The sequence below is a fragment of the Hyphomicrobium sp. genome (genome assembly GCF_035572195.1).
GTDB lineage: Bacteria > Pseudomonadota > Alphaproteobacteria > Rhizobiales > Hyphomicrobiaceae > Hyphomicrobium_B.
The window spans coordinates 20,781-41,684 of record NZ_DATNBA010000149.1; the positions used below are offsets into that span (position 1 = coordinate 20,781).

The 20,904-nt window shown below is 61.1% G+C and carries 20 protein-coding genes; 13 read left to right on the forward strand and 7 right to left on the reverse strand.

Going from position 1 to position 20,904, the window contains the following annotated elements; translation table 11 throughout:
• The first annotated feature begins 5 nt into the window (after positions 1-5).
• The 9 genes from VN623_RS12615 (at position 6) to VN623_RS12655 (ending at position 8,173) form a co-directional block, all read left to right on the forward strand.
• Positions 6-704 carry a DsbA family protein gene (locus VN623_RS12615; RefSeq protein ID WP_325571408.1) on the forward strand — a complete coding sequence of 233 codons (699 nt, stop codon included), beginning with the start codon at positions 6-8 and terminating at the stop codon, positions 702-704.
• A 12-nt stretch (positions 705-716) separates the two neighbouring features.
• Positions 717-1,508 carry a DsbA family protein gene (locus VN623_RS12620; protein WP_325571410.1) on the forward strand — a complete coding sequence of 264 codons (792 nt, stop codon included), beginning with the start codon at positions 717-719 and terminating at the stop codon, positions 1,506-1,508.
• A 59-nt stretch (positions 1,509-1,567) separates the two neighbouring features.
• Complete coding sequence (gene smc / locus VN623_RS12625) at positions 1,568-5,029, forward strand: chromosome segregation protein SMC (protein WP_325571412.1); 3,462 nt, start codon at positions 1,568-1,570, stop codon at positions 5,027-5,029.
• A 96-nt stretch (positions 5,030-5,125) separates the two neighbouring features.
• Positions 5,126-5,416 carry a hypothetical protein gene (locus VN623_RS12630; RefSeq protein ID WP_325571414.1) on the forward strand — a complete coding sequence of 97 codons (291 nt, stop codon included), beginning with the start codon at positions 5,126-5,128 and terminating at the stop codon, positions 5,414-5,416.
• 195 nt (positions 5,417-5,611) lie between these two features.
• On the forward strand, positions 5,612-6,013 hold the full coding sequence (locus VN623_RS12635; RefSeq protein ID WP_325571416.1) for an AtpZ/AtpI family protein: 402 nt from the start codon (positions 5,612-5,614) through the stop codon (positions 6,011-6,013).
• A gap of 62 nt (positions 6,014-6,075) precedes the next feature.
• On the forward strand, positions 6,076-6,792 hold the full coding sequence (locus VN623_RS12640) for a F0F1 ATP synthase subunit A (protein WP_325571443.1): 717 nt from the start codon (positions 6,076-6,078) through the stop codon (positions 6,790-6,792).
• 65 nt (positions 6,793-6,857) lie between these two features.
• Complete coding sequence (locus VN623_RS12645; protein WP_325571418.1) at positions 6,858-7,082, forward strand: F0F1 ATP synthase subunit C; 225 nt, start codon at positions 6,858-6,860, stop codon at positions 7,080-7,082.
• A gap of 32 nt (positions 7,083-7,114) precedes the next feature.
• Positions 7,115-7,672, forward strand: coding sequence for a F0F1 ATP synthase subunit B' (locus VN623_RS12650; protein ID WP_325571420.1), 558 nt, complete (start codon positions 7,115-7,117; stop codon positions 7,670-7,672).
• Positions 7,673-7,681: 9 nt separating this feature from the next.
• Positions 7,682-8,173: a F0F1 ATP synthase subunit B gene (locus tag VN623_RS12655; RefSeq protein ID WP_325571422.1), complete on the forward strand. Its 492-nt coding sequence runs from the start codon at positions 7,682-7,684 to the stop codon at positions 8,171-8,173.
• Positions 8,174-8,260: 87 nt separating this feature from the next.
• On the opposite strand, the gene VN623_RS12660 is transcribed toward VN623_RS12655, so the two are convergent.
• On the reverse strand, positions 8,261-8,833 hold the full coding sequence (locus VN623_RS12660; RefSeq protein WP_325571424.1) for a hypothetical protein: 573 nt from the start codon (positions 8,831-8,833) through the stop codon (positions 8,261-8,263).
• Between the two features lie 282 nt (positions 8,834-9,115).
• On the opposite strand from VN623_RS12660, the gene ispH reads away from it, so the two are divergent.
• Genes ispH through rnhA form a run of 3 tightly spaced genes read left to right on the forward strand, consistent with a single transcriptional unit; the run spans position 9,116 to position 11,573 of the window.
• Positions 9,116-10,093: a 4-hydroxy-3-methylbut-2-enyl diphosphate reductase gene (gene ispH, locus VN623_RS12665; RefSeq protein WP_325571426.1), complete on the forward strand. Its 978-nt coding sequence runs from the start codon at positions 9,116-9,118 to the stop codon at positions 10,091-10,093.
• A 26-nt stretch (positions 10,094-10,119) separates the two neighbouring features.
• Complete coding sequence (locus tag VN623_RS12670) at positions 10,120-11,091, forward strand: homoserine kinase (protein ID WP_325571428.1); 972 nt, start codon at positions 10,120-10,122, stop codon at positions 11,089-11,091.
• Positions 11,088-11,573, forward strand: coding sequence for a ribonuclease HI (gene rnhA, locus VN623_RS12675; RefSeq protein WP_414653218.1), 486 nt, complete (start codon positions 11,088-11,090; stop codon positions 11,571-11,573). The genes VN623_RS12670 and rnhA overlap by 4 nt, the downstream gene beginning before the upstream one ends.
• Here rnhA and VN623_RS12680 read toward each other — a convergent pair.
• Together VN623_RS12680 and VN623_RS12685 are read right to left on the reverse strand one after the other, a co-directional pair.
• Positions 11,565-12,062, reverse strand: coding sequence for a peroxiredoxin (locus VN623_RS12680; protein ID WP_325571429.1), 498 nt, complete (start codon positions 12,060-12,062; stop codon positions 11,565-11,567). The two genes, rnhA and VN623_RS12680, sit on opposite strands and share 9 nt — an antisense overlap.
• 50 nt (positions 12,063-12,112) lie before the next feature.
• Positions 12,113-12,937, reverse strand: coding sequence for a protein-disulfide reductase DsbD domain-containing protein (locus VN623_RS12685; protein WP_325571431.1), 825 nt, complete (start codon positions 12,935-12,937; stop codon positions 12,113-12,115).
• A gap of 179 nt (positions 12,938-13,116) precedes the next feature.
• Here VN623_RS12685 and VN623_RS12690 point away from each other — a divergent pair, with 179 nt between their 5' ends.
• Positions 13,117-13,734, forward strand: a complete 618-nt coding sequence (locus VN623_RS12690; RefSeq protein WP_325571433.1) for a YqgE/AlgH family protein — start codon at positions 13,117-13,119, stop codon at positions 13,732-13,734.
• A 63-nt stretch (positions 13,735-13,797) separates the two neighbouring features.
• Here VN623_RS12690 and VN623_RS12695 read toward each other — a convergent pair whose 3' ends face one another.
• Genes VN623_RS12695 through thrC form a run of 4 tightly spaced genes read right to left on the reverse strand, consistent with a single transcriptional unit; the run spans position 13,798 to position 20,874 of the window.
• Positions 13,798-17,556 (reverse strand): EAL domain-containing protein, encoded by a 3,759-nt coding sequence (locus VN623_RS12695; RefSeq protein WP_325571435.1) that lies wholly within the window; start codon positions 17,554-17,556, stop codon positions 13,798-13,800.
• On the reverse strand, positions 17,556-18,170 hold the full coding sequence (locus VN623_RS12700; protein WP_325571437.1) for a GNAT family protein: 615 nt from the start codon (positions 18,168-18,170) through the stop codon (positions 17,556-17,558). The genes VN623_RS12695 and VN623_RS12700 overlap by 1 nt, the downstream gene beginning before the upstream one ends.
• 11 nt (positions 18,171-18,181) lie before the next feature.
• Positions 18,182-19,477, reverse strand: coding sequence for a pitrilysin family protein (locus tag VN623_RS12705; protein ID WP_325571439.1), 1,296 nt, complete (start codon positions 19,475-19,477; stop codon positions 18,182-18,184).
• The gene (gene thrC, locus VN623_RS12710; protein ID WP_325571441.1) at positions 19,477-20,874 is read right to left on the reverse strand and encodes a threonine synthase; all 1,398 of its coding nucleotides are present in this window, start codon (positions 20,872-20,874) and stop codon (positions 19,477-19,479) included. The genes VN623_RS12705 and thrC overlap by 1 nt, the downstream gene beginning before the upstream one ends.
• Positions 20,875-20,904 lie beyond the last annotated feature (30 nt).

Sequence of the window (20,904 nt, forward strand, 5' to 3'; positions counted from 1 at the left end):
GGACCTTGTTTGATCTCAGAAATGTTTTTGTAGGCTTTTCCTGGTCGCGCCGGGCCGCGCTGCTCAGCGTTGCAGCCACGGCCGCCGTCGCGGGATTTGCAATCGTCGCCGCACAGCCGAGCCTTGCACAGGAGAAAGGCCCCGCCGAAGTTCCGGTCGCGGAGCTGATGAAGGCAACCGATCTCCCCGAAATCAGCCTCGGTCCGACGGACGCGAAGGTGACCGTCGTCGAATACGGATCAATGACGTGCGGGCACTGCGCTCACTTTACCAACAACGTCTTTCCCGACTTCAAGAAGAAGTACATCGACAGCGGCAAGGTCCGTTACATTTTCCGCGAATTCCCACTCGATAATCTCGCCTCCGCCGCATCGATGCTGGCGCGCTGCGCGGGCGGCGACAAGACGCTTCCTTTGATCGAGACCTTCTACGCGAAACAGGCCGACTGGGCTTTCGTGCAGGGCAATCCCGTGCCGAAGCTGTTCGACATAGCGAAGCAGGCCGGATTTACGCAGGAAAGCTTCGATAAGTGCCTGACCGACCAGAAGTTGTTGGACCAGATCACCGCTGCCCGGACGCGCGCCAGCGACACGTTCGGCGTCAGTGCCACTCCGACGTTTTTCATCAACGGCAAGCGCCTGACAGAAGCGCCTACGATTGAATCGTTCGATAAGGTGATCGGCCCACTGCTGGCGGCGAAGTAACCGGACATCGTGATGCAATTCATGCGCTTATTGGGCCGTGTCGTGGTCGTCGGCATCGCGGCGACGCTGGCCTCATGCAGCGCGAACAACCTGCCGGTGCTGACGGCAAGCGTGACCGCCGATAACTCCGCCTCGGGCGCGGCCTATCCGTCGATCGGAGCCGCCAAGGCCGAGGGCATGCCGTCGCCGTTCGCCGACACCGCCGCAACGAACTCGGGCGGTCGCGAAGTCATCAAAAACCCGACCATTGCCGATATCATGGCGCCCAGTCCGCTGCCCGAAATGAGCTGGGGCAGGCCGGACGCTCCCGTCACGATCGTGCAATACGCCTCGATGACCTGCCCGCATTGCCGGAATTTTCACAAGGTTACATACCCGGAACTGAAGCGACGCTTCATCGATACCGGCAAAGTCCGCTACATCCTGCGCGAATTTCCGATCGGCAAGACCTCCGGCAACGCCACGATTGCGCTCAGATGCGCGCCGCCCGACAAATATCTCGAACTCTATGGGAAGTTCATGGAGCAACAGCCGCAATGGGTGTCGCTGGAAGTGCGCCCCGATGCGATCTTCGCCGTAGCGCGACAGGTGGGGATGACGCGCGCTCAGTTTGACGCCTGCTTGCAGAATCAAGGCATGATCGAGAATCTCAAGTGGGTGAAGGATCGCGGGCGCAAGCTCGGTATCGTCGGAACGCCGAACTTTTTCATTGGCGACAAGCTCATCAAGAAAGAGCTGACGATTGCCGAGATCGCCGACTATGTCGAGCAGGGCGGCACGCCGACCGCAGCGGCTAGTCCGTAGCGCCGCGCTCGCAACGGTCCTGAGCCACCAAGAGCAGGCATCGAGGACTTCGACACGACATGAAAATCACGCGGCTCAGACTTTTGGGGTTCAAATCCTTTGTCGATCCGACCGAACTCGTCGTCGAGCCGGGCCTGACGGGGGTCGTCGGTCCGAACGGCTGCGGTAAGTCGAACCTGCTCGAAGCGCTCCGCTGGGTGATGGGCGAATCCTCGCACAAGTCGATGCGTGCGGCAGCTATGGACGACGTGATCTTTTCCGGCACGACGGCGCGGCCCGAACGCGGCAGCGCCGAAGTCACGATGTTCCTCGACAACAGCGAGCGACGGGCGCCGGCTGAATTCAACGACAACGACGTTCTTGAAGTGACGCGCCGCATCGAGCGCGAAGCGGGCTCCGCGTACCGTATCAATGGCCGGGAAGTGCGGGCGCGCGACGTCAAGGTTTTGTTCGAAGATGCGGCGACTGGGGCGCGCTCGCCGGCGCTCGTCAGGCAGGGACAGATCGGCGAACTCGTCAACGCCAAGCCGGAACAGCGCCGCCGTATCCTCGAAGACGCAGCCGGCATCGCGGGACTGCATACGCGCCGCCACGAAGCCGAACTGAGACTCAAGGCCGCCGAAGCCAACGTCGAGCGGTTAAGCGATGTCGTCGGTCAGCTTCAATCGCAATCTGAATCGCTCAAGCGGCAGGCACGGCAGGCGCGCCGCTACAAGGAGATTTCGAGCGAAATCCGTCAGAACGAAGCGCTTGCGATGCACCTCGGATGGCAGGACGCGCAGCAAAGTGTCGAGCAGGAAGAGGCGCAGCTGACGGACGCGATGATGCGTCTTGGATCGGCGACGGAAGGCGAAGCAAAGGCTTTCAACGAGGAATTGCGGCTCGCCGAAGGTTTGCCGCCACTTCGCGAGGCGGAAGCGTCGAAGGCCGCGGCGCTCGCCCGGCTCAAGATCGAGCAGGAAAATCTCGATCGCGAGGCGGAGCGTGCGGCCGAACGGGCCCGAGAACTTCAAGCCCGAGCCAAGCAACTCGACGCCGATCTCTTGCGTGAAACCGGTTTCGTCCGTGAAGCCAAGGAAACGCTGGTTCACCTCGAAGCCGATCTCGCGGCCATCAAGGAGGCCGAACTCAAGGCCGTCGACGAGGAAGCCGGGGAACGCAGCGAACTCGAACGTGCCGAAGCCCGCCGCGTAGAGACCGACGCGCATTTCGCCGAGATCACGCACCGTGCGGCCGAAGTGCGCGCCAAGCTCCGGAGCCTCGAAGCCGCGCTTGCCGAACGCAAGGATCTCGTCGCGACGATGACCCGGCAGGTCGCGTCACTCGATGCGCAAATCCAAGACATCACGTCGAAGGCGCCCGACCATGCACAGCTGAGCGACATTTCCGAGCGCGGCCACGCGCTTGCTCAGGAAATCACCGATATCGAGGCAGAGACGCTGGCCGCCGAAGAGGCGGTCAGGATGGCACAGGCGCAAGCCAGAACCCGTCACGACGAAGCACAGCGTATCCGTCTTGCTGCCAACGCTTTCTCCACCGAACGCGAGACGATCGCCAAGCTGTTGGCGAGAGCCGACGAAGGCGCTTACCCGCCGGCCGTCGATCACATCCGCGTCTCGCCGGGCTACGAAACGGCGCTCGGCGCCGCACTGGGAGATGATCTCGAAGCGCCGCTGGCGCCGGAGGCGAGCGTCCACTGGCGCCACCTCGACCTTCCTGCTGAGGACCATGCGCTGCCTGCCGATGCCGAACCGCTTGGGATGCACGTCGAGGCGCCGCAGGAGCTGACGCGACGGCTGCGCCAGATCGGCGTCGTGAGGCGGGCCGAAGGTTCGCGCCTGCAACCGCATTTGAAACCGGGCCAGCGGCTGGTGTCGCGTGAAGGCGATCTTTGGCGTTGGGACGGCTTCGTCGCCGCGGCAGGCGGTGTGACGCCGGCTGCTCAGCGCTTAGCGCATAAGAACCGCCTTCTGGAACTGGACCGCCGGGCGCAGGCCGTTCTCAACGAGGCCAAGGATACGATCGACGCCGAACGTGCCGCTGCCGAAGCGGCCCAGAAGGCCGAAGCGGAAGAGCGGCGGCTTCGCCAACTGTGGCGCGAGCGGCAAAACGAGCTGGCACAGATCCGGCAGCAACTGACGTCGCTGGAAAAGTTGCAGCGCGAAAGCGAGACGCGACTGGCCGGCGTCTCAGCGCAACGGTCGCGAGCCGATGAAGATTTGACCAATGCTCAGGCGCGGCACGTCGAGATCGAAGCGCACATCGTCACGATGAGCAAGGGCGAGGATCTCGAACCGCAGCTCAAAACCGCGCAGGCCGACGCCGAGCGAGCCCGCCGCGCGGTTTCGGATTCGCGCGTTCGCCTCGGCAGTATCGAGCGCGACAGGCAAATCCGCGCCGAGCGTATCCGCCACGTCATCGCCGATATCGCACGCTGGCAAAGCCGGCAGGCCAGCGCCGAGCAACAGATTGGTTCCCTCGACGCCCGCCTCGGCGAGGCGCGCAGTGAAATTGACGCCAACGCCGATCTGCCTGATCGGATCGCGGCTCAGCGCAACGCCTTGCTGTCGGCACTTTCGCGCGCCGACGAGGAACGTCGCAGCGCCGCCGATATGCTGAACTCCGCAGAGACGGCCATGCGGGCGGCGTCAGAAGCGTTGCGTGCCATTCAAGCGGATGTTTCGAACGCGCGGGAAGCCAACGCCAGGATCGAGACGCGGCTGGAGAATGCGCGGCAGCGCCGGCAGGAGGCTGCGAGACACATTCGTGAGACGTTCGAAGTTGCGCCGGAGGATTGCCTTGCGATTGCGGCATTATCCGACACTACATCGATGCTGCCGCTGGCAGATGTCGAAAAGCAGTTGTCGCGGCTCAAAGCCGATCGCGAACGCTTGGGCGGCGTCAATCTGCAAGCCGACGAAGACCTCGTCGAAGTTTCAAAACAACTCGAAAACCTCATCGCCGAGCGCGACGATCTCGAGCAAGGCATCGCGAAGCTGCGTAGCGCCATCCAGCAACTCAACAAGGAAGGCAAGGCGCGGCTCGACGAGGCTTTCACGATCGTCAACGGTCATTTCGAACGGCTATTCACGCATTTGTTCGGCGGCGGCGAAGCGCGTCTCGAAATGATCGAGAGCCCGGAAGATCCGCTGGAAGGCGGCCTCGAAATCATCGCCAAGCCGCCCGGCAAGAAGCCGGCAACGCTGTCGCTGCTTTCGGGCGGGGAACAGACGTTAACGGCGCTATCGCTGATCTTTGCCGTGTTCCTGACGAACCCGTCACCGATCTGCGTTCTGGACGAGGTCGACGCTCCACTTGACGATGCCAACGTCGACCGCTTCTGCAGGCTGATGGAGCAAATGGCCAGCGAGACGGCGACGCGCTTCCTCGTCATTACGCACCACCCGATGACGATGGCCCGCATGAACCGGCTGTTCGGTGTGACGATGGCCGAAAAAGGCGTCTCGCAGCTCGTTTCGGTCGACCTGCAGACGGCACAGAGCTTCCGCGAGGCTAGCTAACGTTACCGGTCTGGAAGGCGCTCCCAGCCCCTTTCCACTAGGGGGAACCTATCGTCAACAGCGCGCGTTTTCCTTGTCTGGAGAAGGAGATCGCCCGTGAAACAGCAACACTATTCTCCCACACGTGGGGAGGTTCTCGAACCTACCGACGCGCGGCAGGCGAACTCTCAGAAAGCCAACCTGCGCGTGTTGATATTTTCAACAAGTCTGATCGTCCTGGTCTTCGCAGGGTTCGTGTTGGCCTTCCTTTATGCGACGCCTGCGCCGATGGACGGCTCGTTGCAGGAGGGTGCCCAATCGGGACAAGCCACCGGCGTTCCCCCGGCAGCGAAGCCATTGCCATCGACGACAGCACCGGAAAATCCCGGAAAGGCCGTGCAGCCATAAGTGCTGCGGCCTGACCCTGGCGAAACAATCGTAGCTGAATCGCGCGCGGCCCCTGGATATGCGCCGTTTCGCCATACCCCGACGGCTGACACGCCGCTGCCCAATTCCTTGACACCCCTAAACCCCCTATCTATGGTCCGCGCCGTCGATCTCCCGCAGCGGCTGGATTTCCGCGTATTCTGGATGGCTTGAACCATGTCAGCCAATGGCAAGGATCATTCGTCCGGGGATGGCAGAATTAGCCCTGAAGACCGCGAAGCCATCCGCCAACGGTCGGCGGAAATCGGCCAGAAGCTCGATGCACTCAAGTTGCGGCGAGCACCTGCCGGCGGATCGCCAGTCAAGACGTCTCAGTCCGCCTTTGGACCAGCCTTCAAGTTCGCGGGCGAGTTGGTCGTCGGGGTGGTTGTCGGAGGCGGCCTGGGTTGGGCGCTCGACAAGCAGTTCGGGACGGCACCTTGGTTGATGATCGTGCTGTTCATCCTCGGGTTTGCGGCGGGCCTTCTAAACGTCGTTCGCTCCGCCCAGCAGGCGCAAGCACAAAACGAGCCGCTGCAAAGAGCGGCGCCGTCGGTCGCCGATGACGACGACGAATGAGACGGAGGGGATAGATCGTGGCTACCGCAGGCATCGAGGGCGCTGTCCATCACGAAGGACCGATGGTCCAGTTCGAGATTCACAAGATCTTTTCTCTCAATCTCTTTGGGTACGATGTCTCGTTCACGAACTCGTCGCTAATGATGATCGTGTCGCTGGTGCTCATTTGCGGCTTCATGATTTTGGCGATGAACGGCCGCTCGCTCGTTCCCTCACGCGTCCAGTCCATGGCCGAGATCGTCTACGAGTACGTTGCCGGCATGGTGACGGAAAACCTCGGCCAAGACGGCATGAAGTTTTTCCCCTGGGTATTCTCGATCTTCATCTTCGTCTTAGTGCTCAATTTCATCGGCTTGATCCCGGGCAACTTCACGGTCACGAGCCACATCATCGTGACATTCGCGCTGGCCGCGATGGTTTGGATCGTCGCGACGATGGTCGGCTTCTGGAAGCACGGCCTCGGTTATCTGAGGCTTTTCGTGCCTGAGGGCGTGCCTTTCTGGCTGATGCCGATCATCATTCCGATCGAGCTCATTTCCTATTTCATCCGTCCGATCAGCCACTCGGTGCGTCTGTTCGCCAACATGATGGCGGGGCACACGATGCTCGAAGTGTTCGCGACCTTTGCCGTTGTGTTGCCCTGGTGGGGCAAGATCGCACCGACGGGCTTCATGGTGGCGTTCACTGGTCTCGAGGTTCTCGTGGCATTCCTACAAGCACTGATTTTCGCAGTCCTGACCTGCATTTACCTGAACGACGCCGTCAACATGCACCATTAATCCAACGTTCCTGAGAAGGGACGAGATTTTCGACGTAAGAGCAAACGCAAAGGGAGACTTTCGAAATGGAACTTCAAGCAGCCAAGATGATTGGCGCAGGCCTCGCATGCAGCGCGCTCATCGGCGCCGGAGTCGGCATCGGCAACATCTTCGGCAGCTATCTGTCGGGTGCCATGCGCAATCCGTCGGCGGCACCTGGCCAATTCACGAACCTTTTGATCGGCTTCGCGCTTGCCGAAGCGACCGGCCTTTTTGGACTTCTGATCGCACTCATCATCCTCTACGGTTGAGACTGGGCGCAGCCGATTAACCGGAGGCGACTATGTTTGCCGGCATGACACTACTGCTTGCGGTTACGGCGGAGGCGGCTGAAGAAGCCGCCAAATCCGAAGGCCTGCCGCAGCTCAATCCAGACCACTTCACCCCGCAGCTTTTTTGGCTGGCGGTGACGTTCCTGATCCTGCTTTTCGTCATGCAGAAGATCGCATTGCCGCGCGTCGGTGAGGTGATCGAGGAGCGCCGCGATCGGATCAAACGCGATATCGACGCGGCAACCCGCCTCAAGATCGATACCGACAGGGCGCTCGCCGACTACGAGAAGGCTCTCGCGGATGCGCGTTCCAATGCCTCCGGTATCGCGAAGGAGACGCGGGACTCGCTCGCCGCGGAGACCGATGCCGAACGCCACCGGGTCGACGCGCAGATCGCCGCCAAATTGCAAGGCGCCGATGCACGTATCGCCCAGACGAAGTCGAAGGCCGTGACGGCGATCGGCGATATCGCGGCCGATACCGCGCGTGCGGTGGTCGCGAAACTCATTGGGCAGGACATTTCGCCCGACGAGGTGAAGAAGGTGCTGCGTCCGGCTCCGGGCGAGTGAGGATTGAGCATGTTCAACCCGAATGATCCGCTTTTCTGGGTTCTGGTCGCCTTTCTGGCGTTCGTGGGCCTGTTGATCTACTACCGCGTGCCCACGTCGGTCGGCAAAATGCTCGACGACCGGGCCGACGTCATTCGCAAGGAACTCGATGAAGCGCGCAAGCTCCGCGAGGATGCCCAATCGCTTCTGGCCGACTATCAGCGCAAGGCCCGCGAAGCCGACGCCGAAGCGCAGACGATCATCGAACAGGCGAAGCGAGAAGCGGAGCTGCTGGCTGTTGACGCGCGCAAGGCGCTCGCCGAGAGCCTAGAACGCCGGTCGAAGATTGCTGAAGAAAAGATCGCGCGCGCCGAAGCTCAGGCGCTAAGCGAGGTCCGCGCTACCGCCGTCGAGACCGCACTTACAGCGGCGCGGGAACTTTTGAAGACACGTGCTGGCGGTGCTACCGGCGACACGCTGATTTCGCAGTCGATCTCAGATCTCAGGGGCAAGCTCAACTAACTCGGGCGTACTCTGGAAACAACAAAGCCACGCTCGCGCGTGGCTTTTTTTATACGAGCTTCATATGCCGGCGAGTGGCCTTAGCAATCAACCGGAGCCGGATGCTTTGCTGTTAAATCCGACGACAAGTTCAAATTCTCCGGGCCGCGATCCTTCGGGGATCGGGAACGTTATCGTACGAACGGTCGAGAAGTAGGCGATCGGTTTATCCTGTCCGACATCGACGTCGACCTTGACGTTATCTGAGGCGATCGTAGCGCGCTTGGAGTCATTTACTGCGACGGTGACCGGCAGCGAAATATTCCCGGGCTTGCCTTTCGGTCCGAGCAGCACCCGGCCCGAGAATCCATATTTCACGACGACACGGCCGGGCTCCACCTGGCACTCGCGTGCCGTCTTCGTAATCTCGCCGCGTTGGGTGACGGACATCCCGTCGCCGACGTGGCCTTCTTCATAGAAGGTGATGTAGTTGTCGTGCGGCGCCACGATGAAACGAGGACAGCCGGCTGCCACCTCACCAACGCTCGTACTACCGGTCGCATTCGGATCGGAGGTCTTGGCTGCGGCGAGAAGTTGATCTTCGGAGACGGAAGACACTTCGGTGTTCTGGGAAGAGCCGCCGAACATTCCGCCGCCGATGCCGGACGTCAGCGACGACATTCCGCAGCCACCGAGCGCGCTGACGGAGAAACTGAGGGAAATGAACAGCAGAGCACGAGCCGGCGCAACGGGGCATCCGCGCGAAGCAGACGCATCCTCTCTGCGAGGACGCCTGTAACCCGAATTGACCAACACCATCCCCCGAGTTTGTGAGTCTCGGCCCCTTGTATTGTCCGAAAAGGACCGTAGCATCCGAAGCCGCCGGCATCCAACCGCATTTTCAGACGCGACGGATGAGTATAAAGAACTGCGCTCGTCCATAGTTGGCCTTAACCAAACGAAGTGACCGTGCCGAAGCCACCCCTAAAAATTCTGCTTGCTGCGCCTCGCGGTTTCTGTGCCGGCGTCGATCGCGCGATTCAAATCGTAGAACAGGCTTTGACCAAATTCGGCGCTCCCGTCTACGTCCGTCATGAAATCGTGCACAACCGTTATGTTGTTGATTCCCTGAGGGCGAAAGGCGCCGTTTTTGTGAACGAGCTGGACGAAATTCCGGATACGACTCAACCCGTGATCTTTTCAGCACACGGCGTCGCCAAAGCCATTCCGGCCAGCGCCCGCGGCCGCAATATGTTCATCGTCGATGCAACGTGCCCGCTGGTGTCGAAGGTTCACATGGAGGTTGCCCGCCACCACGAGCAGGGCCGCGAGATCGTTCTCGTCGGGCACCGCGGCCACCCCGAAGTCGTCGGCACCTTAGGGCAGCTTCCGGACGGTGCCATTCATCTGATCGAATCAGCTGACGAGGCACGATCGTTTTTGCCTCGCGACGCAACCAATCTCGCCTACGTGACGCAGACGACCCTGTCGCTCGACGACACTGCCGAAATCGTCGAAATCCTGAAGGCGCGATTCCCGGGGATCAACGGCCCGGTGAAAGAAGATATCTGCTACGCGACGACTAACCGCCAGAACGCGGTGAAGGCGATCGCGACACGCATCGACGGACTGATCGTCGTCGGCGGCCCCAAAAGCTCCAATTCCTTGCGCCTCGTCGAGGTCGCCGAGCGCGCCGGATGTCAATTCTCCGTACTGGTCGAGCGTGCTGCCGACATTCCCTGGGCGAAGCTTGAAGGCGCCAAGGCGATCGGCATCACCGCTGGGGCCTCGGCTCCGGAAGTCATCGTCGAAGAAGTAGTCGAGGCCTTTCGTCAACGCTACGACGTGTCCATCGACGTAGTGACGACGCTCGAAGAGCGGGTGATCTTCAACATTCCGCGTGAGGTTAGGCTTGCGCGCGCCCCGGCCGAGCAGCATTAAAGCTGCATTCGACGCGCGGAGGCGGCATGGCGGTCTATACAGAAGTCAGCGACGAGGAGCTTGCGCGCTTCATAGACGCTTATGGGCTCGGCGAACTTCTGTCGTACAAGGGAATTGCCGAGGGCGTCGAGAACACGAACTATCTCGTGCACACGACGAAGGGCACGTTCATCCTGACGATCTATGAGAAGCGCGTCGATCCCGACGATCTGCCATTTTTTCTCGGGCTCATGGAGCACCTCTCGGCGCGCGGCGTCACGTGCCCCCTACCGGTGCGCGACGCCAAGGGGGACATTCTCAACGTGCTTGCCGGCCGGCATGCCGCGCTCATCACGTTCCTCGAAGGCATGTGGCCAAAGCGGCCGAAAGTTGCGCACTGCCTTGAACTCGGAAAAGCGCTGGCGCGCATGCACGTTGCGGGACAGGGCTTTCCGCTTCGACGCGTCAACGCGCTCGGCCTACAGGGGTGGCGGCCGCTTTTCGATGAGTTTGCCCCCCGTGCCGAGGAGATCATGCCGGGACTGAGGGACCTTATCAGCACCGAGCTGAAGTTCCTCGAATCGTCCTGGCCGGATCGATTACCTCAAGGCGTCATCCACGCAGACCTCTTTCCCGACAACGTCTTCTTCATCGGTGAAAAACTTTCCGGTTTGATCGACTTTTATTTCGCTTGCAACGACGCGCTCGCCTACGACATCGCCATATGTCTCAACGCCTGGTGCTTCGAGCCGAATTTCGATTTCAACGCCACCAAGGGGCGGGCGCTTCTCATGGGCTACGATAGCGTGCGCCGTCTCAGCTCAGAGGAGCGCGACGCCATGCCGATCCTTGCCCGCGGGGCAGCGATGCGCTTCCTGCTGACGCGCAGTTTCGACTGGCTGAATACGCCGAAGGATGCACTTGTCGCCCGCAAAGATCCCTTCGACTACGTGCGCCGCCTGCGCTTCCACAAATCTGTTGCATCGATCGCCGGCTATGGCTGCGAGTTGGCGCGATGAGTACACCGTTGCCGAAAATTCTGATCTATAGCGACGGCGCCTGCTCCGGCAATCCGGGGCCTGGAGGCTGGGGTGCGATCCTGATATCGGGAGACCATCGCAAAGAGATCAGCGGGGGCGAAGCGCTGACGACCAACAATCGCATGGAGTTGCTGGCCGCGATCTCGGCGCTCGAAGCCTTGAAGAAGCGCAGCGATGTCGAACTGTGGACCGACAGCGCCTACGTGCGGAACGGCATCACGGCCTGGATACACGGTTGGAAAAAGAATGGTTGGCGGACGGCCGACAAGAAGCCCGTTAAGAACGCCGAACTCTGGCAGAAGCTCGACGCTCTTCGCGACAAGCATCAGGTCGCGTGGCACTGGCTCAAAGGCCATGCTGGGCACCCCGAAAACGAACGCGCCGATGAGTTGGCCCGTCTTGCGATGGCGCCATTCAAGCCGGGTTCGGCACGCGGCGCGCCCGCCGACAGCCTAAAATGAACGGTCGATCATCGAGCACAGATTGGCGGCACTCGACTTATCGACAACCGGCGGGCTATCTTCGACGTTGAGAGCCTTGACCACGCCATCGTCGACCAGCATCGCGTAGCGTTTGGAGCGCAGCCCCAGACCGAACTCCGAAAGATCGATGTCGAGACCGATCGTCTTGGCGAAATCACCCGAGCCGTCGGCCAACATCTCGATTTTTCCGGTGGCGCCGCTGTCTTTTGCCCAATGCGTCAGCACGAAAATATCGTTGACGGCGGTGCAGGCGATTGTGTCGATGCCTTTGCCTTTGAGTTCATCGACGCGTTCGACGAAGCCCGGCATATGATTTTTATCGCAGGCTGGCGTATAGGCGCCGGGCACCGCAAAGAGCGCGACTTTCTTACCTGAGAACACTTCCTTGACGGATTTTGGCGCCGGTCCGTCGGCACCCATCACGGTGAATTTTGCGTCCGGCAAACGGTCGCCTACCTTGATCGTCATGGCGTTCTTGCTCCTGCATTGCGGCGTCCGGGCCGTACGGCGGCGGATACCTACTCAAGTGTAATTGTCGTCTCGGATTGTCCCTTGCCGTCGATCATCGTCACCGTCAGCGGTTTGCCCTTCAAATTCTTGAGATCGACGCCATCGGTCAAATCGACCTCGAACACGGCCTTGCCGGCGGCGTCGCCAACGCGCTTCGGCAACGGCACGTAAACGCCGCCGGGTGCCTCGACGAATGCATCGGCGCTGGCGGGCGATATCGTCGCGACGTTCAATACGAGCTTTGGCTTGCCCGTCGTTTGATCGAGTCGCCAATTAGCAAGCGAAGGATCAATATCGGGCCGCGCATCGGGACGCGGGACCTGAGCAAGGACGTTCGTCAACGTCTCGGACGCGCCGATGCCGGGCGGAATGGTGATCTGAAGTTCGACCTCCGCTGGAATGCATATGTCTTTGCACACGCCATAGGCAATCTTGCCGTGAAGCGTAATGGGCTTGCTGGCGTCCTTCGGCGTCAGATTGATTGGGAACAGTACGCGATCGGTATAGCCGACAACGTCTCCGGCCTTGGTGTGCAAGCGCTGCGGTGCGGGATAAAGCGCGTGCGTGGAATCGAGATTTTCCGATCCCTGCCAGTCGAATTCGGGCGCAACGCCGCCAGCGTCTCCCGGCGACCGCCAATAGGTATCCCAACCGCTCGGCATTTCGATTTCAACGCCGGCATAGAGCCCCTTCTGGCCGTCGCGAACGGCGTGGCCCGCGACCAGACGAGCCTTATTGTTGAAACCTTGAAACCACTCCGTTGAAGCGGGCTCCGTGGCGCTGCTCCAAGCCGCCGACGCGCTGAATGCCAAAAAAAACAGAGCCAGTTTCATCACGGTCTTTACCCTTTTGGGCAACACGCTTCACGTTTTCGCTTGCGGGCCGAACGTCTGAAGCGTTCTGCCGTTATAGACAATATTCGGCGCCCGAACCTTGGTGTTACCGCTAAGGTTTTTCTTCGGCACTTTTGGGCATCTTCACGTCGCCATGCTATCGGTTTAGTCTTTGCCCCATGAAGTCAACTAGACAGAAGAGCCGAACAAAGCGGTCGGCAATCAAACTCGAGGGGCAGCTGCTCATCGCGATGCCGGCAATGTCCGATCGCAGGTTTCAGCGCTCGGTCATTTACGTTTGCGCGCATTCCCCCGAAGGGGCGATGGGTCTTATTATCAATCAACGCGCCAACCATATCAGCGCCCCCGACCTGCTCGAAAGGCTCGGCATCTCGGCGCGCAATCCCGATGACGAGATTACGAGCGACGTGTTGTCGCTCTCGATCCAGGTCGGCGGACCGGTCGAAACGGGGCGCGGCTTCGTGCTGCATAGCTCGGATTACTTCTCCGAGGATTCAACGCTCGCCATCGAGCAGGGCGTATGTCTAACGGCCACGATCGATATTCTGAAGGCGATCGCGCAGGGCCGCGGTCCGACGCGAGCCGTGTTGGCACTAGGCTATGCGGGTTGGTCACCGGGACAGCTCGAGACGGAGATCCAATCCAACGGCTGGCTGCATTGCCCGGCCGATCCCGATCTGATCTTCGACGAAGATCTCGAGAACAAGTATTCGCGCGCCCTTGGGAAAATGGGCATCGATCTGTCACATCTCGTTAGCGACGCCGGACACGCTTAACGTCCGCGCGAGAGACTTCTCCGGTCGTTTAATCCGCCCGCGATGAAGGAATGCCGGCTGACCTCAAACCCCGCCTGAACCGGCATTCGAGGCAATCTTCGGTTCGGTCCTGGGCGTGTCCGAGTCGGCGCCTTTGCCTTCAGTTCTAACAGCAGGAGCACTGCCGGCAAGCCGTGCGAGGCTAGCTGCAATCGATGGCGGCAACGACGAGAAATCAGGTTGCGTCGAGGGTGGCATCGTCGACGGCGACCGCGTCGCTGGTGACTTCGTCGTCGGCACGTCGCCGACAGGCAGCGGCGGTGGTTCGCCCGCGGCAATGCCGGGGCTGCCATTGCGCAGTGGCGGCGCCGAGGGCGGCATCGAAGCTGGCGCAAGCTGCGGCTGTGGCGGCAGCGGAAGCACGGGTCCCGGCTGCGCAGAGGCACGTTCCAGCGCCTCGGCAAGCGGCGTCACGATGCTCGGCTGCAACCCGTCAAGCGTTGGCTCGGGTCCGGGCTTAGGCAGCGACGGCCTCGCGAAATTGTGAATGTTTGCGGCCGGACGTGGCGGCGATAGCGGTTTGGCCATCGGCGCGGATTTTTGCGGCGGCAACTGCTGCTGCCGAAGGGGCCGCGGCGGCGTTAGCAACGGGGGTGGGGGCGGAGGCGGGCTGCCGGTTGTGACCGCGCCTTGCAGTATCGCAGCGGGTTTTTTGTCCACGGCAGAAGGTGAAGTCAGGATATTTGCAGCGCCGTTTACGCGGCCTTTGTCGTTGCTGGCCTTCTGTCGCTGCCGCACGACGGCGCCCGCCGGCAAGGCTGCTGATTTGGGTGTTGCACCGTTAGCCGCAGGCGTTCGCGAGGGCTTTGTCGCCACGTCCTGCACAGCCGTTTTCTGCTTCGGACGGAAGAAACCACGCGGCTGCATTTTGCGCTCAGAACGGCGCACCACCTTCAGAAGCTGCGTGACGGCGCGGTCGGGTATCGGTTCGCCGAAATGATAGCCTTGCGCGTACTCGCACCCTATCGACCTAAGGAACGTCGCCTCGTCGGCGCGCTCGACGCCCTCCGCGACAACTGTCTTGGACAGCTCATGCGCCAACGCCACCATCGACCGCATGATCGCGGCGCCGCTCGCCGAACCGCTGCTGCGGACAAGTTCACGGTTGATCTTGATCGTATCGAACGGAAACCGGTTGAGATAAGCGAGTGACGAGTAACCGGTGCCGAAGTCATCAAGAGCAAGCTCGACGCCCGATCCGCGAAGAACTTTCAAGACGTCCGCCGCCTGTTCCGGATTTTCCATGACCAGGCTTTCGGCGATTTCTAGCCGCAAGGTGCCGGTCGGCACGATGTTGCGACCCAAAACATGTCTGATTTCCTGAATGGCCTCGGGCCGGAAAAGTTGCCGGCTCGAAACATTGATACTGACGAAGAGCGGCCGTTCGGCTCGCGGCAACTCGGTAAGCCAGCGCGCCGCATCCTTTGCCGCACGAACCATGACATAGGACCCGAGCTTTATGAGCAGGTCCGATTGGTCGGCGACCGTAACAAGAGACAGAGGGTTCAAAAGCCCATGCTGCGGGTGTTCCCAGCGCACGATAGCTTCGAATCCCGCCAGTTCCTTCGTCGGCAAATAGACAATGGGCTGGTAGAGGACTTTGACTTGACCCTTCTCGAGCGCTTTGCGCAAATCGCTTTCGACCTCGATGTGGCCGTCTCGATCGCGGCGCATGCCCGGATCGAAGATCTCAATGCGATCTGAACCGCTCTGCTTGGCCCGATACATCGCCAGCTCGGCTTCCTTCAGAAGCTCGTTGTCGGCCGTTTGCGTGCCGTCCCATACCGCGACGCCCATCGAGCCGGTCAGAACGATCTCCTGATTTGCGAGTGGGATGGGCGCCCTCAGCGAGCGGCGCACGCGCTCTGCGAGCGCCGGCAGATTGCGGGACTCGCGCTCGCCGAGGAACAGCATCGCGAATTGATCGCCGCCGACCCGGGAGACGGTATCGTGAGGGCCCAAGTGGCGCTGGAGCCGGCGTGCCACCGTCAACAGCAGGCTGTCGCCGCGCACTAAGCCGAACGAGGTATTCACGCTCTTGAATTTGTCGAGGTCGATGAAGATCGCCGCCGGCTTGACGCTGTTGTCGGTCTTTGCCCGAGCAACGGCGCATTTCAGCCTGTCGAGGAAGAGTTCACGATTGGGAAGACCCGTCAGGCTGCAATGCACGGCATCATGAAGGAGGCGTTCGTGGGCGCGCTTCACGTCCGAAACATCGCGCAACAGACCGACGCAGCGCAGCGTTCGGCCGTCTGAATTCGGCACGCTCGCCGCCTCGAGTTCGAACCAGCGCCAGCTATTGTCCGAATGCCGGAGGCGGAAGTCTGTTTTTATTCTGACGCCCGAACGCTCCTGTGCGGACATCAGCATGACGCGGAAGCGCTCCTTGTCGGTCGGATGCACGTGCTTCAGAAACTCGTCGACTTTGGTTGAAAGTTCGCTGGGCATCAGCGCCAAGCTGATCTCGACCTCCGAGCCGACCTTGATTTCGTCGCGGCGAATATTCCACTCCCAGACCGAGGAGCCGGATGCAGCGAGTGCCAAAGAGCGTCCCTGTAATTCTGTCGGCGCGCCGGCATAGGCCGTATCCATCGATCGGAATGCAAACTGGGTGACCGTAAATCCCATCAGGATGACGACCAGAACGAGACCCGCAATGAGGCTGGCAACGACGATGTCGCCGGACATGCGCCCGCTGAGCGTCATGCCCGTTGCAAAGATCCAGACAAGGAAAAGTACCCACGTCGGAACGATCGAAAGGGCGCGATCCTGACCTTTGAACGCCAAAAACACCGTGAACATCCCGCCGACGCCGCCGATTGCAAGGAACGACAGACGAGCGAAGGTGGCGGCAAGGCGCGGATCGATGACGGCCACGGCGATCAACGTCAGCTGCGCCACTATCCAGACGCCGATCATCATCCGGACGATACCGTGCCACAGTCCGAGGCGAAGGAACGTCGAAAGAAAGATCACGAAGCTGGCGGCCATTGCGGCTTCACCGGCAGCGCGATAGATGGCGTTGTCCTCCGGCCTCAAGTTGAACAGCTTGTGGAAAAATCCGAAATCGACGCAGAGATAATTGAGCACCGCCCACGACACGAGTGCGGCGGCTGGGAAGATGAGTTTGTGATTGGCTGCGAAGACGGCCGTCAAAAAGATCGCGAGGAGGCCTGTCAGGCCCAGCATAGCACCGTTGAAAAGCTGGCGATCGCGGCTCTTGATTTCGTAATCGATCGGCCGCCAGAGATAGACGCGGGAAAACCTGTCGCCGGCAAGCTCGGCGACGTACGTGATCGTCTGGCCGGGCTCCAGCGTGATGCGGAAGACATCCGCCTTGTCGTTTTTGATGCGCTCCGGCACGAAACCGACGGACGGCGTGATGCTTTCGATCCGGCGGGCGTCGAGATCGGGCCACACCGTGCCTGAGCCAACGACCGTGTAACGATCGGCCGTCAACAGTCGCTCAAGCGACTTGTCCGACTTGTTCGTTAGCGCGAACACCATCCAGTTGGGGCTGGTTCCGGGAACCGATGCGCGCACCGTCATGCGGCCCGATACGCCCTCGCCGCCCACGGCCGTTTCGACCTGCAGACTGTCGCCGCGGCCCTCGTACGCATCGCCTAGCGTCGTGATCTCAACGCGGTCTTGATCGGCTTGAACGGGAATGGGCGTCAGGGCATTGGCGCCGCCGGTGCCGGCGAAAAGCGCGAAGGCCGCAACCACGAGTGCGGCGAGCCGTGACGCTCGGTGTTGCCCTCTGCTGCTTCCCCCGCTTGGCATCAGGCCCCTCCGCCTTGCCGCGGTGCGGCCGATATCGGCGTGGTCGCGACACGCGCGTAAAGCAGGTGGTCTTCCCACCGTCCATTGATCTTTAGGTAGGCGCGCGCCACCCCCTCACGCGTGAAACCGCTCGATTCGAGCACGCGAATGGACGCGATGTTGCTCAGCATCGTTGCCGCTTCGATGCGATGCAGGCGGAGCAGTCCAAACGCGACAGGCATCAACGTCTCGACCGCGGCGCGCATGTGTCCGCGGCCGGCGTAGGGTGCGCCCATCCAATAGCCGAGCGATGCCGTCTGCGCCGAACCGCGGCGCACATTCGAGAGGGTTATTCCGCCCATCAATGCGTCTGACTCGGCATCGAAGATGAAATAAGGGTAGGACGCGTCGTCGCGTATATCCTTTGCGTAAGCCCGGAGGCGTCGGCGATACATGGGACGCGCCAGATCGTCATAGGCCCACGTCGGCTCCCACGGCGTCAGATGTGCACGGCTCAAGGCCCGGAGTTCCGCCCATTCGGCGTAATCTACAACCGCCGGCTGACGCAGCGTCAGCGTTTGTCCCCGGATAACCTCCAGGTCTTCGTCCGGCCGGATTGAGCGAAGGAAAGCCACCTGTCCTCACCTCACACGTTGGCCAGCGGCGATCGCGCGTCAGAAGCCGAGAATCGCTCTGCCACGCGGGACGCCTGACCCGCCGACTTTCTGCCCGAGCCAACCACCGCCACAGAGGCCACTTCGCTCATCAAACGCCGGGCGTAAGTTTTGACTCGCTCACGATCGACGCTCGTGACCTCATCGATCAGCTCCGCGGTCGTTACCAATCTGCCGTGCGCGAGCAGCTGTCTCGCCATTTGTTCGGCGTTTACCGACGAACTTTCGAGTGCCATCAGCAGGCCCGCCTTGAGCTGAGCCTTAGACCGCTGCAGCTCGGCCTCGGTCGGTCCCGCCTCGGCAATCGCAGCAAGCTCCTGGGCTACCACGTCAGCAAGCTCATCGACCATTTCGGGCCCGGTTGCTGCATGCACGGTCAGCATTCCGATATCCTTCAACCCCCACACCGTCGAGTAGATCGAATAGCAAAGGCCTCGATCTTCGCGAATTTCCTGAAACAGGCGAGACGACATCCCACCGCCGAACAGGCCGGAGAAAACCTGCGCCGTGTAGAACGCCCTGTCGAGACAGGACGGCGACGGCAATCCAATCAGAACGTGACTTTGCTCAAACGGCTTACCCGACGCCGCAAAGCCGCCGCGATACCGCGCCTGCGATTCAACCCCACGACTGCCGCGAGTGAGCCCGCCGAATAGGGCCTCAGCGTGGCGGACGATACGGTCGTGGTGGACGGCGCCTGCAGCCGAAACCACAATGTCCTCAGGCAGATAGTGCTCTCCAAGATAGGAGGTCAGGTCGGCTGCCCGAAACCGGCCGACGCTTGCCTTGGTGCCGAGGATCGGCCGCCCGATCGCCTGTTCTGGAAATGCGGCGCCTTGCATCAGATCGAAGACGAGGTCGTCGGGGCTGTCGTCGGCTCCGGCGATTTCCTGCTGGATGACGACGCGCTCCTTGTCGAGGTCTTCGGGGCTGAATTTCGAATTGAGCAGAATGTCGGCGATGAGTTCCAGCGCTACCGTTTCATCCCCGCCCAGAACGCGGGCGTAATAGGCCGTCGTATCAAGTCCGGTCGATGCATTGAGCTCGCCGCCGACGCTTTCGATCTCGTCAGCAATCGTGCGGGCCGACCGCGATTTCGTGCCTTTGAACGCCATGTGCTCGAGGAAATGAGAGAGACCGTGCTGGTCATCGCGCTCGTGCCGGCAGCCAGCCGCCACCCAGACGCCGAGCGAGACCGTTTCGAGGTTCGCCATACGCTGCGTCGCCACGCGGATACCGTTGGCAAGCGTGGTGATTTCAGTCGTCATTATGTGGCCCTCGAGGTGACACGGCGGTGCCTCAGAACGAAGTCTTGCACGGCAGAAAGACTATTTGACAGCGTCTCGAAGCGTTCGGGATCGCTCATCAAGTGGGCAAGCCGGCTTGGCAGCGCCGGCCGCGTTCCGGTGATGGCTTCGATGGCATCGGGGAATTTGGCGGGATGGGCGGTTGCGAGCACGACCGTTTCGTTGTTGCCGCCGATGCGCTCGGCAGCAACGACGGCGCATGCCGTGTGCGGATCGAGAACATAGCCGAAACGTTCTTTCGTTGTCTTGATGCAGGCGGTGACATCGTCTTCCGAGGCCGAAGCCGCGGCAAAGTCTGCCTGAAGACGCGGCCATAGCCGTCGGAGCTCGAAGCGGCCAGTGGCGACGAGAGACGCCATCGAACTGCAAATGAGGTCGACATCGCGACCGGAGGCCTCAAAAAGATAGCGCTCGAAGTTCGATGAGATCTGAATGTCCATCGACGGCGAGGACGTCGGAACCACATCTTTCATTGCGTAAGCGCCGGTCGCGACGGCGCGAGGCAGAATGTCGTTCTCGTTCGATGCAATGATCAGCTTGTCAATCGAAAGACCCATGCGCTTGGCGACATAGCCGGCGAAGATATCGCCGAAGTTTCCGGTCGGCACGGCGAATGACAATGGCGGCTGGCCGCCAAGCCTCGACGATGCGTAGAAGTAGTACGTCACCTGCGCGACGATGCGCGCCCAGTTGATCGAGTTGACGCCGGAAAGATCAACCCGATCGCGGAATGCATGGTCGTTGAACATGGCTTTGACGAGCGCCTGGCAATCGTCGAACGTGCCGCGCACGGCAACGGCATGGACGTTCTTCTCCTTCGGCGTCGTCATCATGCGACGTTGCACGTCGGAGACGCGGCCGGCGGGAAACAGAACGGTGATGTCGATGCGCTTCGAATAGCGGAAGGCTTCGATCGCGGCTCCGCCGGTATCGCCCGATGTTGCGCCGACAATCGTGGCGCGAGCGTTGCGCTTCTCGAGCACGTGATCCATCAGCCGAGCCAAGAGCTGCATCGCAACGTCTTTGAATGCGAGCGTCGGCCCGTGGAAAAGTTCGAGGATCGTCAGGCCAGGCCGTAAATTGACCAGCGGCGTGATTTCAGGATCATCAAAGCCAGCGTAGGCGTCGCGGGCCATTAGGGCGAGTTCATCGCGGGAGATTTCGCCGGCCATGAACGGATGAATCACTTCGACCGCAATCTCGGCAAATGGCTTCGTCGCGAATGAGGCGATCGTCTCGGCGGGAATAACGGGCCACGTTTCCGGGACGAAAAGGCCTCCGTCGCGCGCCAGGCCAGCCAGTAGAACCTCTTCAAAGCCGAGTGTTTCCGTCGCGCCTCGCGTTGAAATGTACTTCAATGTTTCGATCTCTCAATCGGCATGGGCAAG

Excerpts from the sequence above, each read along its gene's own strand:
- VN623_RS12620 (WP_325571410.1), top strand. The coding sequence starts at position 717 with ATGCAATTCATGCGCTTATTGGGCCGTGTCGTGGTCGTCGGCATCGCG.
- smc (WP_325571412.1), top strand. The coding sequence starts at position 1,568 with ATGAAAATCACGCGGCTCAGACTTTTGGGGTTCAAATCCTTTGTCGAT.
- VN623_RS12635 (WP_325571416.1), top strand. The coding sequence starts at position 5,612 with ATGTCAGCCAATGGCAAGGATCATTCGTCCGGGGATGGCAGAATTAGC.
- VN623_RS12640 (WP_325571443.1), top strand. The coding sequence starts at position 6,076 with ATGGTCCAGTTCGAGATTCACAAGATCTTTTCTCTCAATCTCTTTGGG.
- VN623_RS12645 (WP_325571418.1), top strand. The coding sequence starts at position 6,858 with ATGGAACTTCAAGCAGCCAAGATGATTGGCGCAGGCCTCGCATGCAGC.
- VN623_RS12650 (WP_325571420.1), top strand. The coding sequence starts at position 7,115 with ATGTTTGCCGGCATGACACTACTGCTTGCGGTTACGGCGGAGGCGGCT.
- VN623_RS12655 (WP_325571422.1), top strand. The coding sequence starts at position 7,682 with ATGTTCAACCCGAATGATCCGCTTTTCTGGGTTCTGGTCGCCTTTCTG.
- VN623_RS12660 (WP_325571424.1), bottom strand. The coding sequence starts at position 8,833 with ATGTCGTCGCTGACGTCCGGCATCGGCGGCGGAATGTTCGGCGGCTCT.
- VN623_RS12670 (WP_325571428.1), top strand. The coding sequence starts at position 10,120 with ATGGCGGTCTATACAGAAGTCAGCGACGAGGAGCTTGCGCGCTTCATA.
- rnhA (WP_414653218.1), top strand. The coding sequence starts at position 11,088 with ATGAGTACACCGTTGCCGAAAATTCTGATCTATAGCGACGGCGCCTGC.
- VN623_RS12680 (WP_325571429.1), bottom strand. The coding sequence starts at position 12,062 with ATGACGATCAAGGTAGGCGACCGTTTGCCGGACGCAAAATTCACCGTG.
- VN623_RS12685 (WP_325571431.1), bottom strand. The coding sequence starts at position 12,937 with ATGAAACTGGCTCTGTTTTTTTTGGCATTCAGCGCGTCGGCGGCTTGG.
- VN623_RS12690 (WP_325571433.1), top strand. The coding sequence starts at position 13,117 with ATGAAGTCAACTAGACAGAAGAGCCGAACAAAGCGGTCGGCAATCAAA.
- VN623_RS12695 (WP_325571435.1), bottom strand. The coding sequence starts at position 17,556 with ATGCCAAGCGGGGGAAGCAGCAGAGGGCAACACCGAGCGTCACGGCTC.
- VN623_RS12705 (WP_325571439.1), bottom strand. The coding sequence starts at position 19,477 with ATGACGACTGAAATCACCACGCTTGCCAACGGTATCCGCGTGGCGACG.